This window comes from Bacillus sp. FSL K6-1218, assembly GCF_038006445.1.
In the GTDB taxonomy this organism is placed as follows: domain Bacteria; phylum Bacillota; class Bacilli; order Bacillales; family Bacillaceae_G; genus Bacillus_A; species Bacillus_A thuringiensis_S.
The window spans coordinates 363550-382163 of the sequence record NZ_JBBOVE010000002.1 but is presented as its reverse complement, the minus strand read 5'-3'; the positions used below and the strand labels follow the sequence as shown (position 1 = coordinate 382163).

Below are 18614 nucleotides of genomic sequence, written 5' to 3'. Positions count from 1 at the left end.
AGAAGATTATATGAATTATGGAATTTAAAGTAAAGAAAAATTTTTTGATTTATTTTAAAAAAAGTAATTGTGAGATAATGAAGTTTCTAAAAATATTTCTGAATTAATTGTTTATTCGGTTTGCATGTTGCCTTAGCATGTATTCAACTAGTGTAGTAGATATTTTAATATAATGTAGAACGTATTATAAGGTAGTTGAATAAAAGGGTTCAACTACCTTATAAACTGTAGATATTGTTGGGAAAAGATAAAAAAATAGGGCGAAAGTGCTAAAGATATGTTCTAGTGGAGAAGAAATAGTAGTATGGATTTGGTAGAAAAATCAGCATAATTTTTTATGGAAGAATAATTATTTGATCAAAGTTGTTTAATGAATTCAATTTCATTATCTAATAATAATGGGCGAATTAAATGTGAAGAGTTTTCTTCAACCTGAGTAGAATTTTTTGCACCAGGAATAGCAACTGAAACGGCAGGGTGACTTAAAACATAACGTAAAGCAACTTGCGCTAAACTTCGATTTAATCGTACAAGTGAACGTAATTTCTCTACTTTGTTTATGCTATCTTTAAACCACTTTTCTTTTGGCCAATCTTTTCTTAAATCATCGTCTGGAAATTGAGTTTCATGATTAAATTTCCCAGTTAAAATTCCCATCTTAAGTGGACCTCTTATCACAGCACCTAAATTATGTTTTTCAATATAAGGAAGGATGTCTTTTTCAGGTTCTTTATTCAGAATACTATAATCTAATTGTACAACATCTAAATCATCATTCTGATTAAAATGTTTAATATAATCTAAATCATTAGTAGAAACGCCAACAGCTCTTACTTTGCCAGATTTTTTTAAGGTGTGGAAAGCTTGGAGAAAGGCTTCTGTTTCTTCAGGTTTATCCCACCAAATATGACAAAAGTACACATCTATATAGTCCGTTTTAAGCCGCAGTAAACTAGCCTCAAACGCATCAATGATCTTTTGAGGATCTCCATAAACGGCTGGTTGATTTTGGTCATAATGATGACCAATTAATCCACCTTTTGTAGAAAGAATTATATCCTGTCTGCGATTATTTATAGCTTTTGCAACGAGTGTTTCACTATGACCTAATCCATAAACATCAGCAGTGTCAATAAAATTGACCCCTAGGTCAATTGCTTTCTCAATTGCATCAATGGATTCATTATCTTTTACTGCACCCCATTCATCTCCACCAATTGCCCAAGAACCGAATCCTATCTCTGAAACTATTAACCCCGTGTTACCTAATAATCTATATTCCATTATGTACGGACTCCTCCTTTACAGTTTATATTATTAGAAATATATATAGTGACCACTTGGAATATTCTTGAATTTATTTTCGCAGAATAAATTAGGCAATATACTTTAATAAATATATGTAAGAATACTGTATAAAAAGAAATTAGAATTATTAGTGAAATGGTTTTTTATGCTTAAATTGAATAAAAGTATGAACTATTACAGTATAAATATGAATTTTATTCATAATTTTAATAACTATGCAATAAGTGAAATAAATGTTGAATTTAGTCGGAAAATATATATTTACAAATCGTAGAATCTGTACATATAGTTATAAATGTAAATATTATCCGTTTTGAAATATTTATAAAAGGAGAAATTCATATGAAAGAAATACAAAAGCAATATGAAATTGTAGAAGAATTGGATGCAACAGTAGGGCAAGAAGCATTATGGATAGCGCATCAAATGGAATTAGAAAAAGGAATGAACAATGAACCTACTATTATAAAGCTAAAAGGAAATCTTCAAATAGAGACCTTGAAGAAAGCGCTTACTTTAATGGTGCAATCTTATCCGGCGCTGCGTACACTATTTATGAAAAAGGACGAAAAAATTAAACAATTAATTCGAAAGAGTATAGATTTTGATATACCAATTAAGGATTTAACTGCTTTTAAAAATAAAGAACAAAAATCTATTTTAAAAAAATTCTTAGAATCTAGAGTGAATGAGAAGTTTAATTTAGAAGAAGGCCCTTTGTTTAAATTCCACATCATTAAATTAAGTGAAGATGAATTTATTTTGCATATGATTTTTCATCACATTATTTATGATGGATGTAGTTTAGGAATTTTTGTCCGACAATTATCTAATACGTATTGTGAATTACTTCAAGAAAATACGGGTTTAGTATTAGAATCTCCTTATAAGAGCCTTGTAGAATTTGAGGAAGGTTTTATTGACAGCGCAATATATAGAGAAGGATCATCCTATTGGCAAGATTATTTACAAGGTGAATTACCTCCTACGGAGTTTCCTACTACTGTAAATAAAAGGAATGAACAGAGATATACGAACAAAAATATAAGCAAGAGTATAGATTCCGCACTCTTTTATCAAATACAATGTTTTGCTAAAAGTAATAACATAAGTGTCTATCGGGTTATGTTAAGTACGTATTGTATCTTGCTTCATCAAATGACAAATGCTGAAGAAATTATTGTAGGTATTCCGATTAATACTAGACCACATACGGAAGAAAGGAATGCTTTTGGCTATTTTGTTAATACATTACCTATACGTATAACAATAGAAAAAGGGGATACATTTAGGCGGATACTTAACAAGGTGAACAAATTTGTTCATTTAGCTATTAAATATAAACATAATCCGTATACACATATCGTAAAAGATTTAAATCTAAATAAAAATACACACCATAATATGATATATGCAACGGCATTTAATACGGTAAGGGTGCCTCAATTGAAAATTCCTGATATTGAGTCCGTAGTTTTAACAGATTGTAAAAGAGTAAATCCTTTTAACATGACCTGGAGAATAATGAGATATGAAGGGGATACAGGGAATAAAATTGAGGTTGACTATAACTCCGCCTTATATAAGCCAGAGAGTATTAATGATTTAGTTGAAAGATATATATTTTTGTTACAAAAACTAATGAAGCAGGTGAACGAACCTATCCATTCATTGGATTTACTTTTAAAAAAGGATCATCGTTTATACAAAGATTTAAACTCGAATACTCTTGCATATCCTAATTCAAAAACACTAGATCAATTAATCGATCTACAAGCATTAAAATCACCAAATCAAATAGCGATTTCTATGGGAGATAGATCGATTACCTATTATGACTTGCAGCAAAGGTCAAATCAAATAGCGAATTATTTACGTGAAAATGATATAAAAAAGGGACAGCGTGTAAGCGTTACTATGGTGAGAGAAATCGATACAATTGTGTGGATTCTAGGCATCCTAAAATCAGGTGGAGTTTATGTACCAATCGATCCAAAGTTTCCTGAAAAAAGAATAGAATACATCTTAAAAGATAGCGAAAGTCAAATGATTATTACAAAGAAAGAATACAAGGGATTGATTGAAAGTTTTGCGATTCATACAATTTATCTAGAGGATTTTCATTACGCTAATTCTATAGATAATATTGCACCTACACATACCATAGAAGATGCAGCTTATATTATCTACACTTCAGGTTCAACAGGTTTACCAAAAGGAGTAGTTGTGCCACATAAAGGAGTAATTAATTTATCATATTCATTAATGAATCAATTTAATTTAGACAAAAATGATGTGTTTTTACAATTTGCAACGATGATTTTTGATGCCTCTATTATGGAAATGTTTCCGATTTTGTTATGCGGAGGGAGAATACATTTAATCTCTGAAATCGAAAAACGTTCAGCAGAGGAATTTATAAATGTAATTCAAAAGAATGGTATTACATATGTTCTTTTACCAACAGCATTTTTTAAATTAATAGCTGATATGCCAAAAGAAATGTTGCTTAAATTAAATTCTATAAAATGTGTATTTGTGGGAGGGGAAACCTTACCTGCTGAATCAGTTCATAAATGGCAAAGTAAATTAGGGTTAAAGATTCCGGTTCTTAACGCATATGGTCCTACTGAAACTACTGTTTGTGCAACCATTTATAAAGTAAATCATGAGATACAAAAAGAAACTTCTAATATTCCAATAGGTAAACCAATCGCTAATAGTGAAGTTTTCGTGGTTAGTCCGTTTAATACGTTATGTCCGTCAGGTGTAGTAGGTGAGTTATTCATTGGCGGTGATGGAGTTGCCAACGGATATTTAAATCAAAAGGAAAAAACAGAAGAGGCTTTTATTTCTTTCAATAAATCCTATAATCATGATAAGAAGATGTATTGTACTGGGGATTTAGTTCGTCTTTTACCAAATGGAAATTTAGAATTTATCGGAAGGAAAGATAATCAAGTAAAAATACGTGGATATCGCATTGAGCTTGATGAAATCGAAGGAACATTATTTAAACACCCAGAGGTAAAAGATGCAGTAGTAGTAACTTATCAAAATGACAAAATTGCTAGCTTTTATGTATCAAAAGACAATACAGAGATAAAACAAGAGAACTTAAAAACATTCTTAAGTGAAAGATTACCAGATTTTATGATGTCAAATTATATATTTCATCTTAAAACATTTCCATTATCACCAAGTGGTAAGGTTGATAGAAAAAAATTAGAATTACAAATCCCATCTTTACTTGAAAATATGCAAAATCAATATATACCACCAATAAGTGGCACAGAAAAAAGGTTGGCAAAAACATGGTCAGAGATTTTAAATTTAGGGAAATATAGAATCAGTAGAGATGACGACTTTTTTAAACTTGGGGGACATTCATTAATTGCTGTGCAAGTGTTAAATCAAGTTCAAAAAGAGTTTCATCTAAAAATTGAAATTAGAGATATTTTTGAGCATACAACTATTGCTAGTCTATCTGCTTACATCGATAAATTAATGGATGTAAATCATGATAGGGAAGAACAGAAGATACAAATATTAAAAGTTACAGATAAGGAAAGTTATCAGTTATCAAGTGCTCAAAAAAGAATCTGGTTTTTAAATAAATATAACGCCATTAATAGAGTATATGATACACCGCTACACATATATATTGAGCCGAGTTTGAAAAAAGATATCTTACAAGACACCATAAGATTTTTAGTTGAACGACACGAGATGCTGCGAACAGTGTTTATTGAAAGAAATGGGGAGCCTAGACAAGTCATCTTAAACTCAATAGCGATTGACCTGATTCACGATGAGATTGAACACATGTCTAAAAAAGAACAACAAGAATATATACGTACAACAATAAATCAAACGGATCGTACTCCATTTGATTTAGAAAAGGGCCCTCTTTTTAGGATTAGGATTTTTAATCTGAATAAGAGAAAGTCTTATTTATATATCAATTTACATCACATTATTACAGATGAGTGGAGTGTAAGAAATTTATTAGATGAATTAATGAAGGTATATAGTGCCTTTGCTAAACGTAGAAATCCTGAGTTGCCAACTATCTCTAATCGATATGTAGATTATGCTGAGTGGGAACAGGAGCAGTTAAAATTAGGGCGGTGGGATACCGAAAAATCTTATTGGATGGCCGAACTTGCAGCGCCTCTTCCTATACTAAATCTTCCTTTAGATTTTAGTAAGAATCGTCAAAGTACAAATAGAGGTACAGTATTTGAAATGAAGTTAGATAATAAAATGAAAGAGTCTTTGAAACAAGTATGTGAACAAGAGAATGTTTCGATGTATATGCTATTTTTGGCAGCATATATTCAATTGTTACATTATCTAACGAATCAAAAAGATATTATTGTAGGTACACCGGTTGTTGGAAGGAATTATCAAGAATTTGAACAAATACAAGGATTTTTTGTAAATACTTTAGCGATTAGAACACAATTAAATGATGTGAAAAATTTAAAACAGCTATTACAAGTAGTGAGAGAAAAATGTTTGAATTCTTTCCAAAACCAATCATACCCATTTGATAAAGTAATTGAGCAAATAAATCCGGATAGAAGCTTTGGAAATAACCCAATCTTTTCTACTATGTTTAGTTACCAGAAAGATATTTTGCAACAACATGATGCGTACAAGCTTCAATTGTTACCTAATAAACAAGATGTTAGTAAGTTTGACATTTCTTTAGCTGTTGAAGAAGGATTGGATTATCTAGGGATTTCATTTGAGTATGATCTTACCCTTTTCAAGGAAAAGTCAATTAATAGATTTACTCAAAATTTACTTAATATACTGGACGCATTTATTCATCAACGAACAGTAGCATATGAAAATCTTTCATTCCTATCACAGGAAGAAGAATCTCTATATAAAAAGGTAAATCAGACAGAAAGACCATATCTTTATTTTCAAAATATACAGGAGCAATTCTATAAGCAAGTAGAAAGACAATCAAATCGGATTGCTATAGCGACTGAAACGGAATCTTTAACATATAGACAATTAAATATCAGCTCTAATCAAGTAGCTCAACATTTACTCGAAAAAGGTATAAAAAGAGGTGATAAGGTAGCCATATTTTTAGATAGAAGCATGAATAGTATCGTTTCTATGCTTGGAATATTAAAAGCCGGTGCTGCCTATATACCAATCGATGTAAAATACCCTGAGGATAGAATAAATTATATAGTTTGTGACAGTGAGGCATGTAGAATTATAACGAGTAACAAATACAAAAGTCATTTGAATTTAAGTGATTATAAGGTTTCAATAATAGAGGATATATATCGTACGACTATAAATGGTGATGTGAAAATTTTAAATAAACCAGATGACTTGGCATATGTAATTTATACTTCAGGATCAACAGGAAAACCAAAAGGTACATTATTAACGCATAAAGGAGTATTAAATTTAGTTGAATGGAGAAATGAAGTATTTGAGATTTCTCCAAATGATAAAGTAACACAGTTTTATTCCCATAGTTTTGATTCTTCTGTATCGGAAATTTTTTCTACCTTGTTAAATGGGGCGGAACTATATTTATTAAGTAATGAACAGCGCTATTCAACTGTCGCATATGCTCAAGCCATTCAAGAAACACAAGCAACTATTTCTGACATACCAACAGTATTTTTCAATGAATTATCGTCTTCATTAACTAAACTGGATAGCGAAAAGATACGTTCTTTAAGATTTATAATAATGGGAGGGGAAGCTGCATCAACAAATGCCATTAAAAGTTGGCAAAATACTTTTAAAAACCAAGTACAGCTGGTAAATGAGTATGGCCCTACTGAAGCAACAGTCTCAGCAATGTATTATTTCATACCAGTATTAGAAGGCGAAAATAATCTTTTAGGAAGCATACCGATTGGTATTCCAATTTCTAATACAAAGGTTCATATATTGAATTCATATATGCAACATTGTCCGGTAGGGAGCATGGGTGAATTATATATTGAAAGTTTAGGATTGGCCCAAGGGTATTGGAAGCAGGAAGAGAAAACAAAACAGGCATTTATTTCAAACCCATTTTCAGAAGACAATAGTAAAAGATTATATCGAACAGGTGATTTAGCAAGATGGTTACCAAATGGAAATATAGAATTTATGGGAAGAAAAGATAAGCAGGTAAAAATTAGAGGGCACAGAATTGAATTAGGAGAAATAGAAGATGCAATGTTACAACTTGAGGGGATGAGTCAGGCTGTGGTAACACAAACGAAAGATGGAATGTTACTGCAAGCTTATTATAAAACAGTGGACGGTATAGGGATAGAGAAAAATAAACTAGCTTTACATTTATCAAATGTATTGCCAGAATATATGATTCCTAAATATTACTCTCATGTGTTAGAAATACCTATAACGGCGAATGGGAAAATTGATTTTGAAAGACTACCAGAAATAGAGTTTGATTATGAGCAAAATGATGAGTGTAAACTTAAACCTCAAACTAAAGTGCAAAAAAACATTGCAAAGGTATGGTCTGAAGTTCTAAACGTAAAATCTATAGGGTTAAAAGATGATTTCTTTAATTTGGGTGGACATTCTTTAAAAGTTATGCCGGCATTAGTCAAATTAAAACCGTTATATCCTAACTTGAAAATTCAAGATTTCTTTAAGTATAGAACAATAAAAAAATTAGCCTCTCATATTGAAGAGATGGAAGATATGTCGTCCAAGAAAGAGAAAAATATGAATGTAGCATGTATGGAAAATGAAACGAAAACGACTTCTGTTTATGAAAGAACTAATTTAGAAGAATGTGAGTTAGATATGGTGAATTATCCAAAAACAGTTTTCCTTACAGGGGCAACAGGATATTTAGGAGCACATATTTTAGAAAGATTATTACAGTTGCCAACTACGACTATTTACTGTTTAGTAAGAAAAAATGAGGATCAAGTAATTGGTGCAAAGTTAAAAGAAAGAATGGAGTTTTATTTTGGTAAAGAAATCCTCCAAAAGTTGAAGGAGAGAGTAGAATTAATTGAAGGAGATTTATCCTTGATGAATCTAGGTCTAGATTCAAAGCAATTGGACCATTTAAAGAATAGGGTAGAGTCAATCATACATTGTGGTGGAGAAGTTAGACACTATGGAGAACGTGAGCATTTTCAAAAGGTAAATGTTCAGTCTACAAAATACTTGTTGGAATTAGCTAAGAACACAAATGCACGTTTTCATTATATATCGACTTTAAGTGTAGTAGGTCAGGCTGAAAGCGATCCAAAAGAATTTGAATTCTTTGAGTCTAATTTTGATAGGGGGCAAAATTTAGATAATCTGTACCTAGAAAGTAAGTTTCAAGGCGAGAAAATGGTCAGAGAAGCAATGGAAAAAGGAGTTCGTGCCACAATATACCGTGTGGGGAATTTAGTGGGTAACTCTAAAACAGGTAAATTTCAATACAATATTAATGAAAACGCATTTTATAGATTATTAAAAGGGATATGCCTATCTAGCATAGCTCCTGACGTCAATACGTATGTAGATTTAACGCCTGTAGACTATGGAAGTTTAGCTATTACTGAATTATCTTATAAGGCCAATACAGTAAATAAAACCATGCATATCTGTAATCCAAATCAGCTTAAATGGAATCAATTTATTAATAGTTTACAAGCTTTTGGATACGATATCCTGTTAATGAAACAAGAGAAGTATATAGAGAAGTTTTTTAATACAAATTTAACTACTGATGAACAGAAAGCTTTAGAGCTCATAATGCCTTTATTAGAATCTGTAGAAGAGCTATCAGTAGCTATACCATCTTGTTTATACACGCAAAGATATTTGAAGAATATACATTGTTTAGAGCCAAATCAAGAATATATCAATTTGTTATTAAATTATGCTATGAGTATCGAGTTTTTACCAATCATTAAAGAACCAATATTGCTATAGAATATACAATCGATTTTGAACAGATTGGTTTATAAATATGAAGTTTTGAATATTTGTTTACTTTCGCTTGTTTTTTGGAAAAGTAAAAAGAACTTGTAGTTTTATCTACAAGTTCTTTTCGATTAAAAGGTTTATACATTTAGTTGGTTGGATAATATTTCAATTCTTCATATTACTAACAGAAGAAATTAACCAAGACAAATAATTCTTTTCAATAAGAGAAAAAATACAATTTTATATTAAGACCAAATCCATCTATCATCAGTTAATGCTTGAGAATCATTAACTTTTTCAATCTCATCTGTTATCGACCACTCATTACTTCTTTCAGCGTTCGCCATATGAACTTTAACCTTTTCACCTACATTAAATTTCTGCCCGTGTGTCAAATAAACTGTAACATTACGTTTACTTCCGTCATTTCCAGTATATTGAACAATTACATAATCATATTCTTCTATTCCAGATTTAAACTTATCTACTTTTGTAACATGTCCTATTTCATATTCATATGCAAAAACATGTTTTAAATAACTTCCCTGGTGTAATGTATCAGTACCTTGAACCTTTTCAATTGACTCTGCAACCATATAGTCCGTAAAATTACGCATCATTGCACCAGTAGCTTTTACTTGATCACCAACTTTTACATTTGGTGTAGAGTTTAAATAGATACTAATAGGTTCTGAATACTTTGTTGACTCAACAGAGATAACATTATCAGTAACCTCAACTACACGCCCTTCAATTGTTGATAAATTTGACTCGATAGAAGCTGCACTTGCTTTTGTTACTTCTAATCCTGGTAGATTTGTGCCTGCAAGAGCTGCAATTCCTAATGCACCAGCTAAAATGATTTTTTTCATACCTTATAACATCTCCATTCCGGTTGTAGTTAAATGCGCAGTTAGGTTTAATTCGTAAATAACTTTCGTATATCACCTAACATGTAATCATTATAGTTACAATAAGAATGATTATCAACTACAATTGAAATGTAATTTTGCATAATAATAAATCTTGATTTAATAATTTATCATTCAAATGGAAAGTAAGATGTGTATGTGTGAAATTGTTACCGTAGAGCAAAAAGGAACTGTCGTGCGAAATGGGGAAAGAAAAATGCTAGGCGTAAATGGTCAACATATAAAATTCCTAATTAAACAGTGGAAAATTATAACCGTGAAAAAATTATACACGGTTATATTATCTTTTCGAGAGGATATTAAGGAGAAGGGTAAGAAAATTGAAGGATTAAGAGCTAAATAAAAGCCACTTAATACATCTAAAAAGACGAGATAGGCCATCACGACTGTCTATTTCTATTTTTTATTACAAATTAATCCGCTGAATCCACCTATTTTTTTGAGCTCTAAAAGCTGGGGAAACAAATTTTAACATACCGACTCGAAAACTTCGACTCTTAGAAAACGTCTATAAAATGATTGTAAAATAAATAAAGAAGGATAAATAGATTTTCTCAATAGTAAAAACATTTACAAAATAGTAAAATATAGGTATGTAATTTCATAATAAACACAAAAATAAAGAGGGGATGAGGAAAATGAATTTAAAACAATTAGGGATTATATTATTAGGAACCGTAACACTTGTGTTTAGTAGTACAAATTTTGTGGACGCTGCTAGAAAACAGAAAGAATTTAGAGATACGGAGCCAAATAATACTCTTGAAACAGCCAATAGACTAGATTTGGGGTATGATTGTGTGGTTTATGGCAATTTAAATTTAAACGATAAAGACGGTATAGATATCTTTAGATTTTCCCCAAGTGATACTATGAAAGTTGAAGTTACTTTGCAAGGAATGCATGATGATAATGATTTTGATCTATTTGTACGAAATTCGAAAGGTAAAATAATAAAAAAATCTTTGAACCTTTCTAATGATATGGAAAAAATTGTTTTTGAAGCGGAAGAATGGGAAGACTATTATATTGAAGTAAGTTCATCGGTAAGAGGGAATGAAGATAATAACTTTGATTATATTTTAGTAGCAGAAAAATATTAAAACTAGTAAATTTAGAGGCCATCCAAATGGGTGGTTTCTTGTTTTTTCAAGAGATATATGCGTAAAGCCAGTTGGGGTTATTTTTTCGGAGTATTATTTTTACTTAGTGGCTTATCAAACGAAGTATGACTTTGAATTGTAATAGTAAATGAATTAATTGATTAACCTATAAAAACGTAGGAATTAAATATTTCTACGTTTTTTTGTACATAACATTTAAATAAACAGCTTGTTTTTTGAAAAAGTTGAAAGATGTTATTTATATTGGCGTGGATATTTATTACAATGTACTCTATAGAAAAAAGTAGCTGCAAGTGCAACTACTTTTTCACAAAAACATTATTATTCAAATAAAACCTTTAGCGTAAACTTGCGCTTAATGGTACTTGAGAATAAACTGTGAAATTGTTACCATAAGTACCGTGTCTTGAAAATGAGGAAGAAATTGAACTGTTCCAACTTTTGTAGCTAGCCCCAGATGTATCTGCTCTTAGAAGTACATTTGAAAAGCTAGCTTGGCTAAAGGAGTTACGTCCAGTATCTTCAACCCCCTGAACCATTTTTACTGGTTCATATTGAGAAAATGAGCCATATACAGGCTGATTAGCATATCTAGGGTTTCCATTTACATACATAGTAACCGTACCATTTCCGTTATTAACTATTTTAAGATTTACTCGATCACCATCTTTAATTGACGCATCAAACTGTGTGTTCCAATACTTACTGTTTTGACCTGATTCATTATATCCTGAATTTAGAAATACTTTATATCCACTTGGTGTTTTGGAAATACCACCCTCAACTTTAGATGCCCCAATACCTAAATACCAATTCACATACCCATCTTTAACAACAACTGATTTTGGTAGATTTATATCAGCTGCAATTCCGGTATAGGTACTATTTGTAACACTTTTTACAGCGCCTTCTGTAGCTGCAAAACTAGTATTTGAAAACATTGATAGAGAAATTAGAAGTGAACCAACTAGATACATCATTTTTTTCTTACTTTTTCTTAATATTGGATTCATTTTAGACTCCCCTTATTTTATATTCTTAAATTGTATGGAAAGTTGGCCAACTAACTACAACTTACAAACTAAAGATATATCAGGTTTCATTTGATGTATATATTTTCCTGTTATAAGTCATCGAAATGTCAAATGAATTTGATTTTTCATATTTATCAATATAGGTGGAGTTGACAGATTAAAGTGGTATGTCTATTTAAATGTAAGCAGATTTTGTTAAAAATACTATTAAAACCTATAAATATGTTGTGGATAATATGTACTACGGTTCATTTAGGAGAGAAAAATATGGAATGAATATAGTGGGATTTTTTAAAGAGTATATCTGAAATGTTTAGAAATAGATTAAAAACAAAGGAAATAAAAGAATCGTTTTTCTTAAGGAATTCATTGAAACAGTCCGTAGATGAAGGGGAATATATGATTTATAAGACATGGATTTCCTATATAAAAGAAGAAAGGGGATCCAGCTATGGGAATTACAAATACAAGATCAAAGTTAGATAATGCAGCTATTGAAGGGGCTATAGAGGCATTAAAAGGTCAAAATGAATGTTTACGTATGGAAATAGATTATTTAAAAAAGTTAAAGGTTTTAGTTGAAAAAGAGAAGGAATTCCAGAACAAGACAAAGCAAAAGTAATTTATCTTATGAAATTTGAAAGTATGAAACATATTAAGATAGTATTAGATAATTATCTAGGTCATTACAATCGCAAAAGAATCAAAGTACAGTTAAAAGGAATGAGTCCAGTACAATACCGGACTCACATTCAGATGGTCGCTTAATTTTTGTTTAACTCTTTGGGGCCAGTTCATCATAGGTGATTGAATAATGTTGGCTTGCTAAGCTTAGTGATTGTTATTCTTTAACTGATCTTAAATTACGTTAGTTTAAGTATTGAGAGTAAAAGAATAGGAATAGAAAAATTAATGTTTTGCTAAATAATCTATTAAAGAAACTTAAAGGAATAACAAGTTCTCCTATTGTAAGGATTTTAAGTTTATCCTTATTTAGTCCTTTTATTAATTCTTTTAATGTTTGGAAATTTATTTTATTAACGAAAGACCAACTTGGCACAGCTTTTGTATCTGAACCTATTTTGAAAATGATATGAATACTATGTGCATGAAAACCGCTTATTATTAAAATAAGCATAAATCCTAAAATAATGAACCAAGTCATTTTTCAACACCTCCTTTGAGTATCTAATATTAAGATATTAAAACCGTTGAGAAAGTGTGCTGTTGTCCATGAAAAATATTGAGAATTTGTTGAGGGAATATTGAAAATGTTGCAATGCGATTGATTGTAGGGGAGTTAGAGTTAATAATGCTTGTCAGATTATATGCGTGAAAAAAGGAAATAGGAAAGAGAACAGTTGCGTAGACTGTTCTCTTAAGGAGCGGAAGTGCTGAACATTTTCAATGACAATGATTCAAGCCTTCCGTTAATAGTATGTGCATATATTTATCATTTTAGCCAAGAAGATTTCTTCCTCAAGGAGTGTGTGAAGGGCAACAGCCCAGGAGTAGGTGGGAGCTGAATTGGCTTCGAACAAGGGATGGCAGGAAGCCATCTTAATTGTTCGACATATAGAAAGTGTTACTTTACTATCTATCGAATGTACGTTTGGTTTATAATAGTTATATACCGAAATGGAGGTGAATGAAATGATGATTAATAAAGCCTATAAGTTTCGTATCTATCCAAATCAAGCACAAGCAATTCTAATCAACAAAACGATTGGTTGTTCCCGCTTTGTATTCAATCATTTCCTATCCTTATGGGATCACGCATACAAAGAGACAGGACAAGGCTTGACCTATGGTACATGCTCTGCCAAACTCCCTGCCATGAAGAAAGATTTTGTTTGGCTCAAAGAAGTGGATAGTATTGCGATTCAGTCGTCTGTTCGCAACCTTGCGGATGCTTATACGCGCTTTTTCAAAAAATAAAACAGCGCCCCGCGCTTTAAATCTAAGAAGAACAACGTACAATCTTATACCACAAAACAAACAAATGAAAATATTGCCGTTGTAGGGAACAAAATAAAGTTGCCGAAACTAGGCCTTGTTCGATGTGCCAAAAGTCGTGAAGTAGAGGGACGTATTGTAAGTGCCACTGTTAGACGAAACCCTTCTGGCAGATATTTTGTGTCACTATTAGTTGAAACAGAAGTACAAGAACTTCCGAAAACACATTCTTACATTGGAATAGATGTAGGACTAAAAGATTTCGCTATTTTGTCAGATGGAACACCCTATAAAAATCCGAAGTTTTTCCGATCATTAGAAGATAAGTTGGCGAAAGCACAGCGTGTTCTTTCTAGAAGAATGAAAGGATCTTCTCGTTGGAATAAACAACGAGTCAAGGTAGCTAGAATTCATGAATACATATCAAATGCTAGAAAAGATTACTTGGACAAAATCTCAACCGAAATCATCAAAAACCACGATGTTATCGGTATAGAGGATTTGCAAGTATCGAATATGTTAAAGAATCATAAGTTAGCAAAAGCAATTAGTGAGGTATCATGGTCACAATTTCGAACTATGTTGGAATATAAAGCAAAATGGTATGGCAAACAAGTCATTGTCGTATCGAAAACATTTGCTTCCAGCCAATTATGTTCTTGTTGTGGATATCAAAATAAAGACGTTAAAAATTTAAACCTACGTGAATGGGACTGTCCTTCTTGTCGTATACACCATGATAGGGATATTAACGCAAGTATCAATATAAAGAATGAAGCGATAAGGCTTCTAACCGCAAGGACTGCGGGGTTAGCCTAATCAATTAGAGTTCGATAGATCTCTTTACTTAGGAATCCCTCACTTCTAAACAAAGTGAAAGTGGGGGTAGTTCAAAATTCATACAAGAAAGGCAGCTATAAAAAATAGCCGCCTTGCCTCAGGGAGAATTCAAGAAAATTAGAGATTCATTAAGGATACAGATTGGCTATTACCAATTTATTTATATTATTAGCAGGGGTTCAATAAATTATTCATAAGTTAAGATCTTACTTCATTGTAGGATGAGTGACATGCAAAGTAAAAAGAGCACTTTTTAAGGTGTGTATTAGGACTTGAAAGAGGCATCAATGAAATGTAGAAGGAGATATCTCTATACAACATATGGAGGTACTATGGAAGGGTGACGATAAAAAATAAAGGAGATAATTCTTTTTAGCGACTTAAGATGTAGTCAATTGTATTACATAATTTCATGAGTAATATTGTAGTGTCTTGCATGTGGATATTAAATGTCTAATAATCAAATTAGTCAAATACTTTTTTACCGGTGCTTTATCAAGGTTGATTAGCTCGTAAGTATGAAGCGTTACGCTATAAGATAGAAATACTTACAAATTTTAAAAGAATTCCATTTGTGTACCAAGAAGCAAAATATATTTATGATAAAATATAGAAAAAGATGATTAAGAAGGGACAATCAAAGTGAAACCAACAATTTATGATGTTGCGGAAAAAGCAGGTGTATCAATAGCAACTGTATCCAAGGTAATTAATCAAACTGGTCGTATTAGTGAAAAAACAATAAACAAAGTAAATCAGGTAATGGATGAATTAGATTACCAGCCTAGTAGTGTAGCAGCAGCGTTAACAGGTAAAAAAACATATACAATTGGGGTACTTGTCCCAGATATCTCAAACCCATTTTTTGCAGAAGTAGCAAGAGCTTTTGAAAATAGTGCACGAGAATCAGGGTATACACTCATTTTATGTAGTACAGACCATCAAACAAAACGTGAGCATGAATACATTGATTTATTATTTAAAAAGCAAGTAGATGGCATTATTATTGCGACGGAGCTAAATGATTATAAACTTGTTAAAAAAATTGTGAATCGAGATTTGCCACTTGTATTATTCACTGTAGATCATCCTTCCATCACGACTCATGTTGTGACAACTGATGATATGAGGGGAGGCTATCTAGCTGGAAGTTATCTAACGCAGAAAGGCCATACATCTTTAACGATTATGATGGAGAAGGATAGAAAAAGTAGCTTAGGGAGATTGACCGGTTTCAAACAAGCTCTTATGGATTCAGGGATTTCGTTAGATGATGATGCTATTATTAGTTGCTATTCGACAGTGGAAGATAGTAAACGTGCAAGTAAGGAATTACTTCATTTGCCTAACAGGCCTACAGCTGTTTTTGCTTGTACAGATTTGATTGCTATATGCCTTATGAATGAAGCAAGAAAACAAGGGCTTTCAATTCCAGAGGATTTATCAATTATCGGATTTGATAATACAATCTATGCTGAGATTGCAGATCCAGGGTTAACAACAATTGAACAGCCAATTAAACAAATGGCAGCCTGTACGTTTGAACAACTGTTAAAAACAATGGAAATGAAGGAGCATGCTAAGCAAAAAATTACAATTATTCCTCAGTTAGTAGAGCGATCTTCAGTAAAGGATATTACATGATATCTTTTTTAATAGCCTATTTGAATGTAACAAAAAGAAGGTCATCTTAACCATATACAGCTATGATGACCTTCTTTTATATTTAGGAGTTATACAGAGAATTGCTCACCGCTTTTCGTATTTAAATCCTGCTTCATTTCATTTTCCTTTGGAATAGTAAGGAAATGAGTTAAAAATGCACCAAAGAAATACAAACCAGCAAAGATCCACATCACGCCGCCAACACCTAATGGACCGATGAAGGCAGTTACTACTAATGGCCCAACGAATGCTGATAATCCTGAACCTAAATTTAAGACAGACATTGCAGCTCCTTTATTTTCAGGAGATAAAGATGGTACTAATGCTGTAAGAGGTACATAACCGGCAAGTGTCGCTCCATAGCAACAGGCAACAAATAATATAGCCCAATAATTATGTCCTACCATTTGTGGTACATAATAGAGTGCAAGGGTTACAATTCCGCAACCGACTCCTCCGAACCATTTAATTGTATTTACCCAACCAAACTTGTCTCCAACAATACCAAAAATAATATTAAACACCATATTTACAAAGAATAGAGTACCCCAAATTTGAAGCCATTCAGTCATCGTAAAATTATATTTCATCATATAGGTAGGTAGGAAAACAACAAATCCAAACTGAGCGGCCGAGTTTATAATTTTTACAATACCGCCTATACCAACTTTAGGATTTTCAAATGCGATAGTAATGCCTTTTAGTAATTCGCTTGATTTGTTAGCGCTTACGGTTTGTGCTTTAAATCTGTCCTTATTTACAACAATTGAGAACAATCCCCCGACGACAACAAAAATTAAAGCGCTCCATAGAGTAGCAATTTCTCCGATTTTCGGAACCATATAGCTAGAATAAAAGGCTCCTATCACACTAAGCCCTAGCTGGAATACGAACCAGAACCAGCCAACTGCTCTTGAAAGCATTTGCTGAGGAGTGCTGTAAGATACCCAAACTAGGAAAGAATAAGCAAATAAGGGGTAACCAAATCCTCGTAGTGCGTAGCAAATTAAAATTACTGGATAATTCATATGTTGAATTCCTATACCTATGAACCCGATTGAACCTAAAATGAATGATACTAAACCAAACGTCATGACTTTTCTTGGTCCCCACATTTGTACAAATACCCCCGAAAACCAAGAAGAAGCAGATACAGTAATTCCGTAAATAGTAAACAAGAAAGCAGCGTGTTCTAGCGTTAATCCTTTTTCAACGAGATAAGGGGATAACCATCCCTGTTCTAACCCGTCCCCAATCATAAAAACGATAATTCCTATGTATCCCCAAGTTAAATTAGAAGGGATGCCAATCTTGTCCATAAATGTTTTGTTTGAACTAATAGCGTTCATTCTCCCACCACCGATAAGTTTTTTTGGTTAAGCGCTTAATTCTTTTTGATAAAAAAAGTATACGCTTACATTATGGGGTCGTCAATTAAATTTTTTGACAATTTACAACTTTCTTTTATAGAAGCATTCTATTTACTTATTGGAGATTCAAATAATGGTGAGTATGAAAAGAAAGAAATACCTTATAGATGGGGGATCACTATTTAAAGGGCTTGATTTTCTTTGTTATATCAGTATTTTAAAAGAATATATTTGTAGCTTTTTAGAGTATTTATATCTAATTATTAATTTTATTTTTATGTAATACGTAAATTGAGGGAATTTAAAATTCGGATGAAAAGATAAGTGTTCAAAAAAATAAAAATGTTTTCAATTTAAAATCAAGTGTGTATAATGAAGAAAAATAGGGGAAGCGCTTAACTAATTTGATACGCTAAACCCTATAGACTTTCATTTCGTTTCTTAAATTTT

The 18614-nt window shown here is 31.8% G+C and carries 11 protein-coding genes and 1 pseudogene; 7 read left to right on the top strand and 5 right to left on the bottom strand.

Annotated features, from left to right (window positions below; genetic code table 11):
• Positions 1-357: 357 nt before the first annotated feature.
• Positions 358-1284 (bottom strand): aldo/keto reductase, encoded by a 927-nt coding sequence (locus MHI26_RS29915; RefSeq protein WP_061667295.1) that lies wholly within the window; start codon positions 1282-1284, stop codon positions 358-360.
• Between the two features lie 366 nt (positions 1285-1650).
• On the opposite strand from MHI26_RS29915, the gene MHI26_RS29910 reads away from it, so the two are divergent.
• On the top strand, positions 1651-9249 hold the full coding sequence (locus MHI26_RS29910) for a non-ribosomal peptide synthetase (protein WP_061667948.1): 7599 nt from the start codon (positions 1651-1653) through the stop codon (positions 9247-9249).
• A 239-nt stretch (positions 9250-9488) separates the two neighbouring features.
• Here the strand turns inward: MHI26_RS29910 and MHI26_RS29905 are convergent, their stop codons facing one another.
• Positions 9489-10115 (bottom strand): ATP F0F1 synthase subunit alpha, encoded by a 627-nt coding sequence (locus tag MHI26_RS29905; RefSeq protein WP_061667946.1) that lies wholly within the window; start codon positions 10113-10115, stop codon positions 9489-9491.
• Between the two features lie 178 nt (positions 10116-10293).
• Between MHI26_RS29905 and MHI26_RS29900 the strand changes: the two genes are divergently transcribed.
• Both MHI26_RS29900 and MHI26_RS29895 read left to right on the top strand, forming a co-directional pair.
• Positions 10294-10518, top strand: coding sequence for a hypothetical protein (locus MHI26_RS29900; RefSeq protein WP_255287689.1), 225 nt, complete (start codon positions 10294-10296; stop codon positions 10516-10518).
• Between the two features lie 295 nt (positions 10519-10813).
• Positions 10814-11278 (top strand): hypothetical protein, encoded by a 465-nt coding sequence (locus MHI26_RS29895; RefSeq protein ID WP_001050004.1) that lies wholly within the window; start codon positions 10814-10816, stop codon positions 11276-11278.
• A gap of 359 nt (positions 11279-11637) precedes the next feature.
• Here the strand turns inward: MHI26_RS29895 and MHI26_RS29890 are convergent, their stop codons facing one another.
• Positions 11638-12312 carry a hypothetical protein gene (locus MHI26_RS29890; RefSeq protein ID WP_061667947.1) on the bottom strand — a complete coding sequence of 225 codons (675 nt, stop codon included), beginning with the start codon at positions 12310-12312 and terminating at the stop codon, positions 11638-11640.
• 472 nt (positions 12313-12784) lie between these two features.
• Here MHI26_RS29890 and MHI26_RS29885 point away from each other — a divergent pair, with 472 nt between their 5' ends.
• Both MHI26_RS29885 and MHI26_RS31670 read left to right on the top strand, forming a co-directional pair.
• Positions 12785-12955, top strand: a complete 171-nt coding sequence (locus MHI26_RS29885) for a hypothetical protein (RefSeq protein WP_176519910.1) — start codon at positions 12785-12787, stop codon at positions 12953-12955.
• A gap of 8 nt (positions 12956-12963) precedes the next feature.
• Complete coding sequence (locus MHI26_RS31670) at positions 12964-13101, top strand: IS3 family transposase (RefSeq protein ID WP_097888878.1); 138 nt, start codon at positions 12964-12966, stop codon at positions 13099-13101.
• 100 nt (positions 13102-13201) lie between these two features.
• Here MHI26_RS31670 and MHI26_RS29880 read toward each other — a convergent pair whose 3' ends face one another.
• Positions 13202-13498: a hypothetical protein gene (locus MHI26_RS29880; protein ID WP_000219733.1), complete on the bottom strand. Its 297-nt coding sequence runs from the start codon at positions 13496-13498 to the stop codon at positions 13202-13204.
• A gap of 488 nt (positions 13499-13986) precedes the next feature.
• Here MHI26_RS29880 and tnpB point away from each other — a divergent pair.
• A pseudogene (gene tnpB / locus MHI26_RS29875) lies at positions 13987-15108 on the top strand (IS200/IS605 family element RNA-guided endonuclease TnpB).
• Positions 15109-15771: 663 nt separating this feature from the next.
• Positions 15772-16773: a LacI family DNA-binding transcriptional regulator gene (locus tag MHI26_RS29870; RefSeq protein WP_048565530.1), complete on the top strand. Its 1002-nt coding sequence runs from the start codon at positions 15772-15774 to the stop codon at positions 16771-16773.
• 89 nt (positions 16774-16862) lie between these two features.
• Here the strand turns inward: MHI26_RS29870 and MHI26_RS29865 are convergent, their stop codons facing one another.
• Positions 16863-18143, bottom strand: a complete 1281-nt coding sequence (locus MHI26_RS29865) for an MFS transporter (RefSeq protein WP_061667161.1) — start codon at positions 18141-18143, stop codon at positions 16863-16865.
• Positions 18144-18614: the final 471 nt, after the last annotated feature.

Bases quoted from the DNA above. Each gene is read 5' to 3' on its own strand.
- MHI26_RS29910 (WP_061667948.1), top strand. From the start codon at position 1,651: ATGAAAGAAATACAAAAGCAATATGAAATTGTAGAAGAATTGGATGCA.
- MHI26_RS29895 (WP_001050004.1), top strand. From the start codon at position 10,814: ATGAATTTAAAACAATTAGGGATTATATTATTAGGAACCGTAACACTT.
- MHI26_RS29880 (WP_000219733.1), bottom strand. From the start codon at position 13,498: ATGACTTGGTTCATTATTTTAGGATTTATGCTTATTTTAATAATAAGC.
- MHI26_RS31670 (WP_097888878.1), top strand. From the start codon at position 12,964: ATGAAATTTGAAAGTATGAAACATATTAAGATAGTATTAGATAATTAT.
- MHI26_RS29900 (WP_255287689.1), top strand. From the start codon at position 10,294: ATGGAAAGTAAGATGTGTATGTGTGAAATTGTTACCGTAGAGCAAAAA.
- MHI26_RS29885 (WP_176519910.1), top strand. From the start codon at position 12,785: ATGGGAATTACAAATACAAGATCAAAGTTAGATAATGCAGCTATTGAA.
- MHI26_RS29915 (WP_061667295.1), bottom strand. From the start codon at position 1,284: ATGGAATATAGATTATTAGGTAACACGGGGTTAATAGTTTCAGAGATA.
- MHI26_RS29865 (WP_061667161.1), bottom strand. From the start codon at position 18,143: ATGAACGCTATTAGTTCAAACAAAACATTTATGGACAAGATTGGCATC.
- MHI26_RS29890 (WP_061667947.1), bottom strand. From the start codon at position 12,312: ATGAATCCAATATTAAGAAAAAGTAAGAAAAAAATGATGTATCTAGTT.
- MHI26_RS29905 (WP_061667946.1), bottom strand. From the start codon at position 10,115: ATGAAAAAAATCATTTTAGCTGGTGCATTAGGAATTGCAGCTCTTGCA.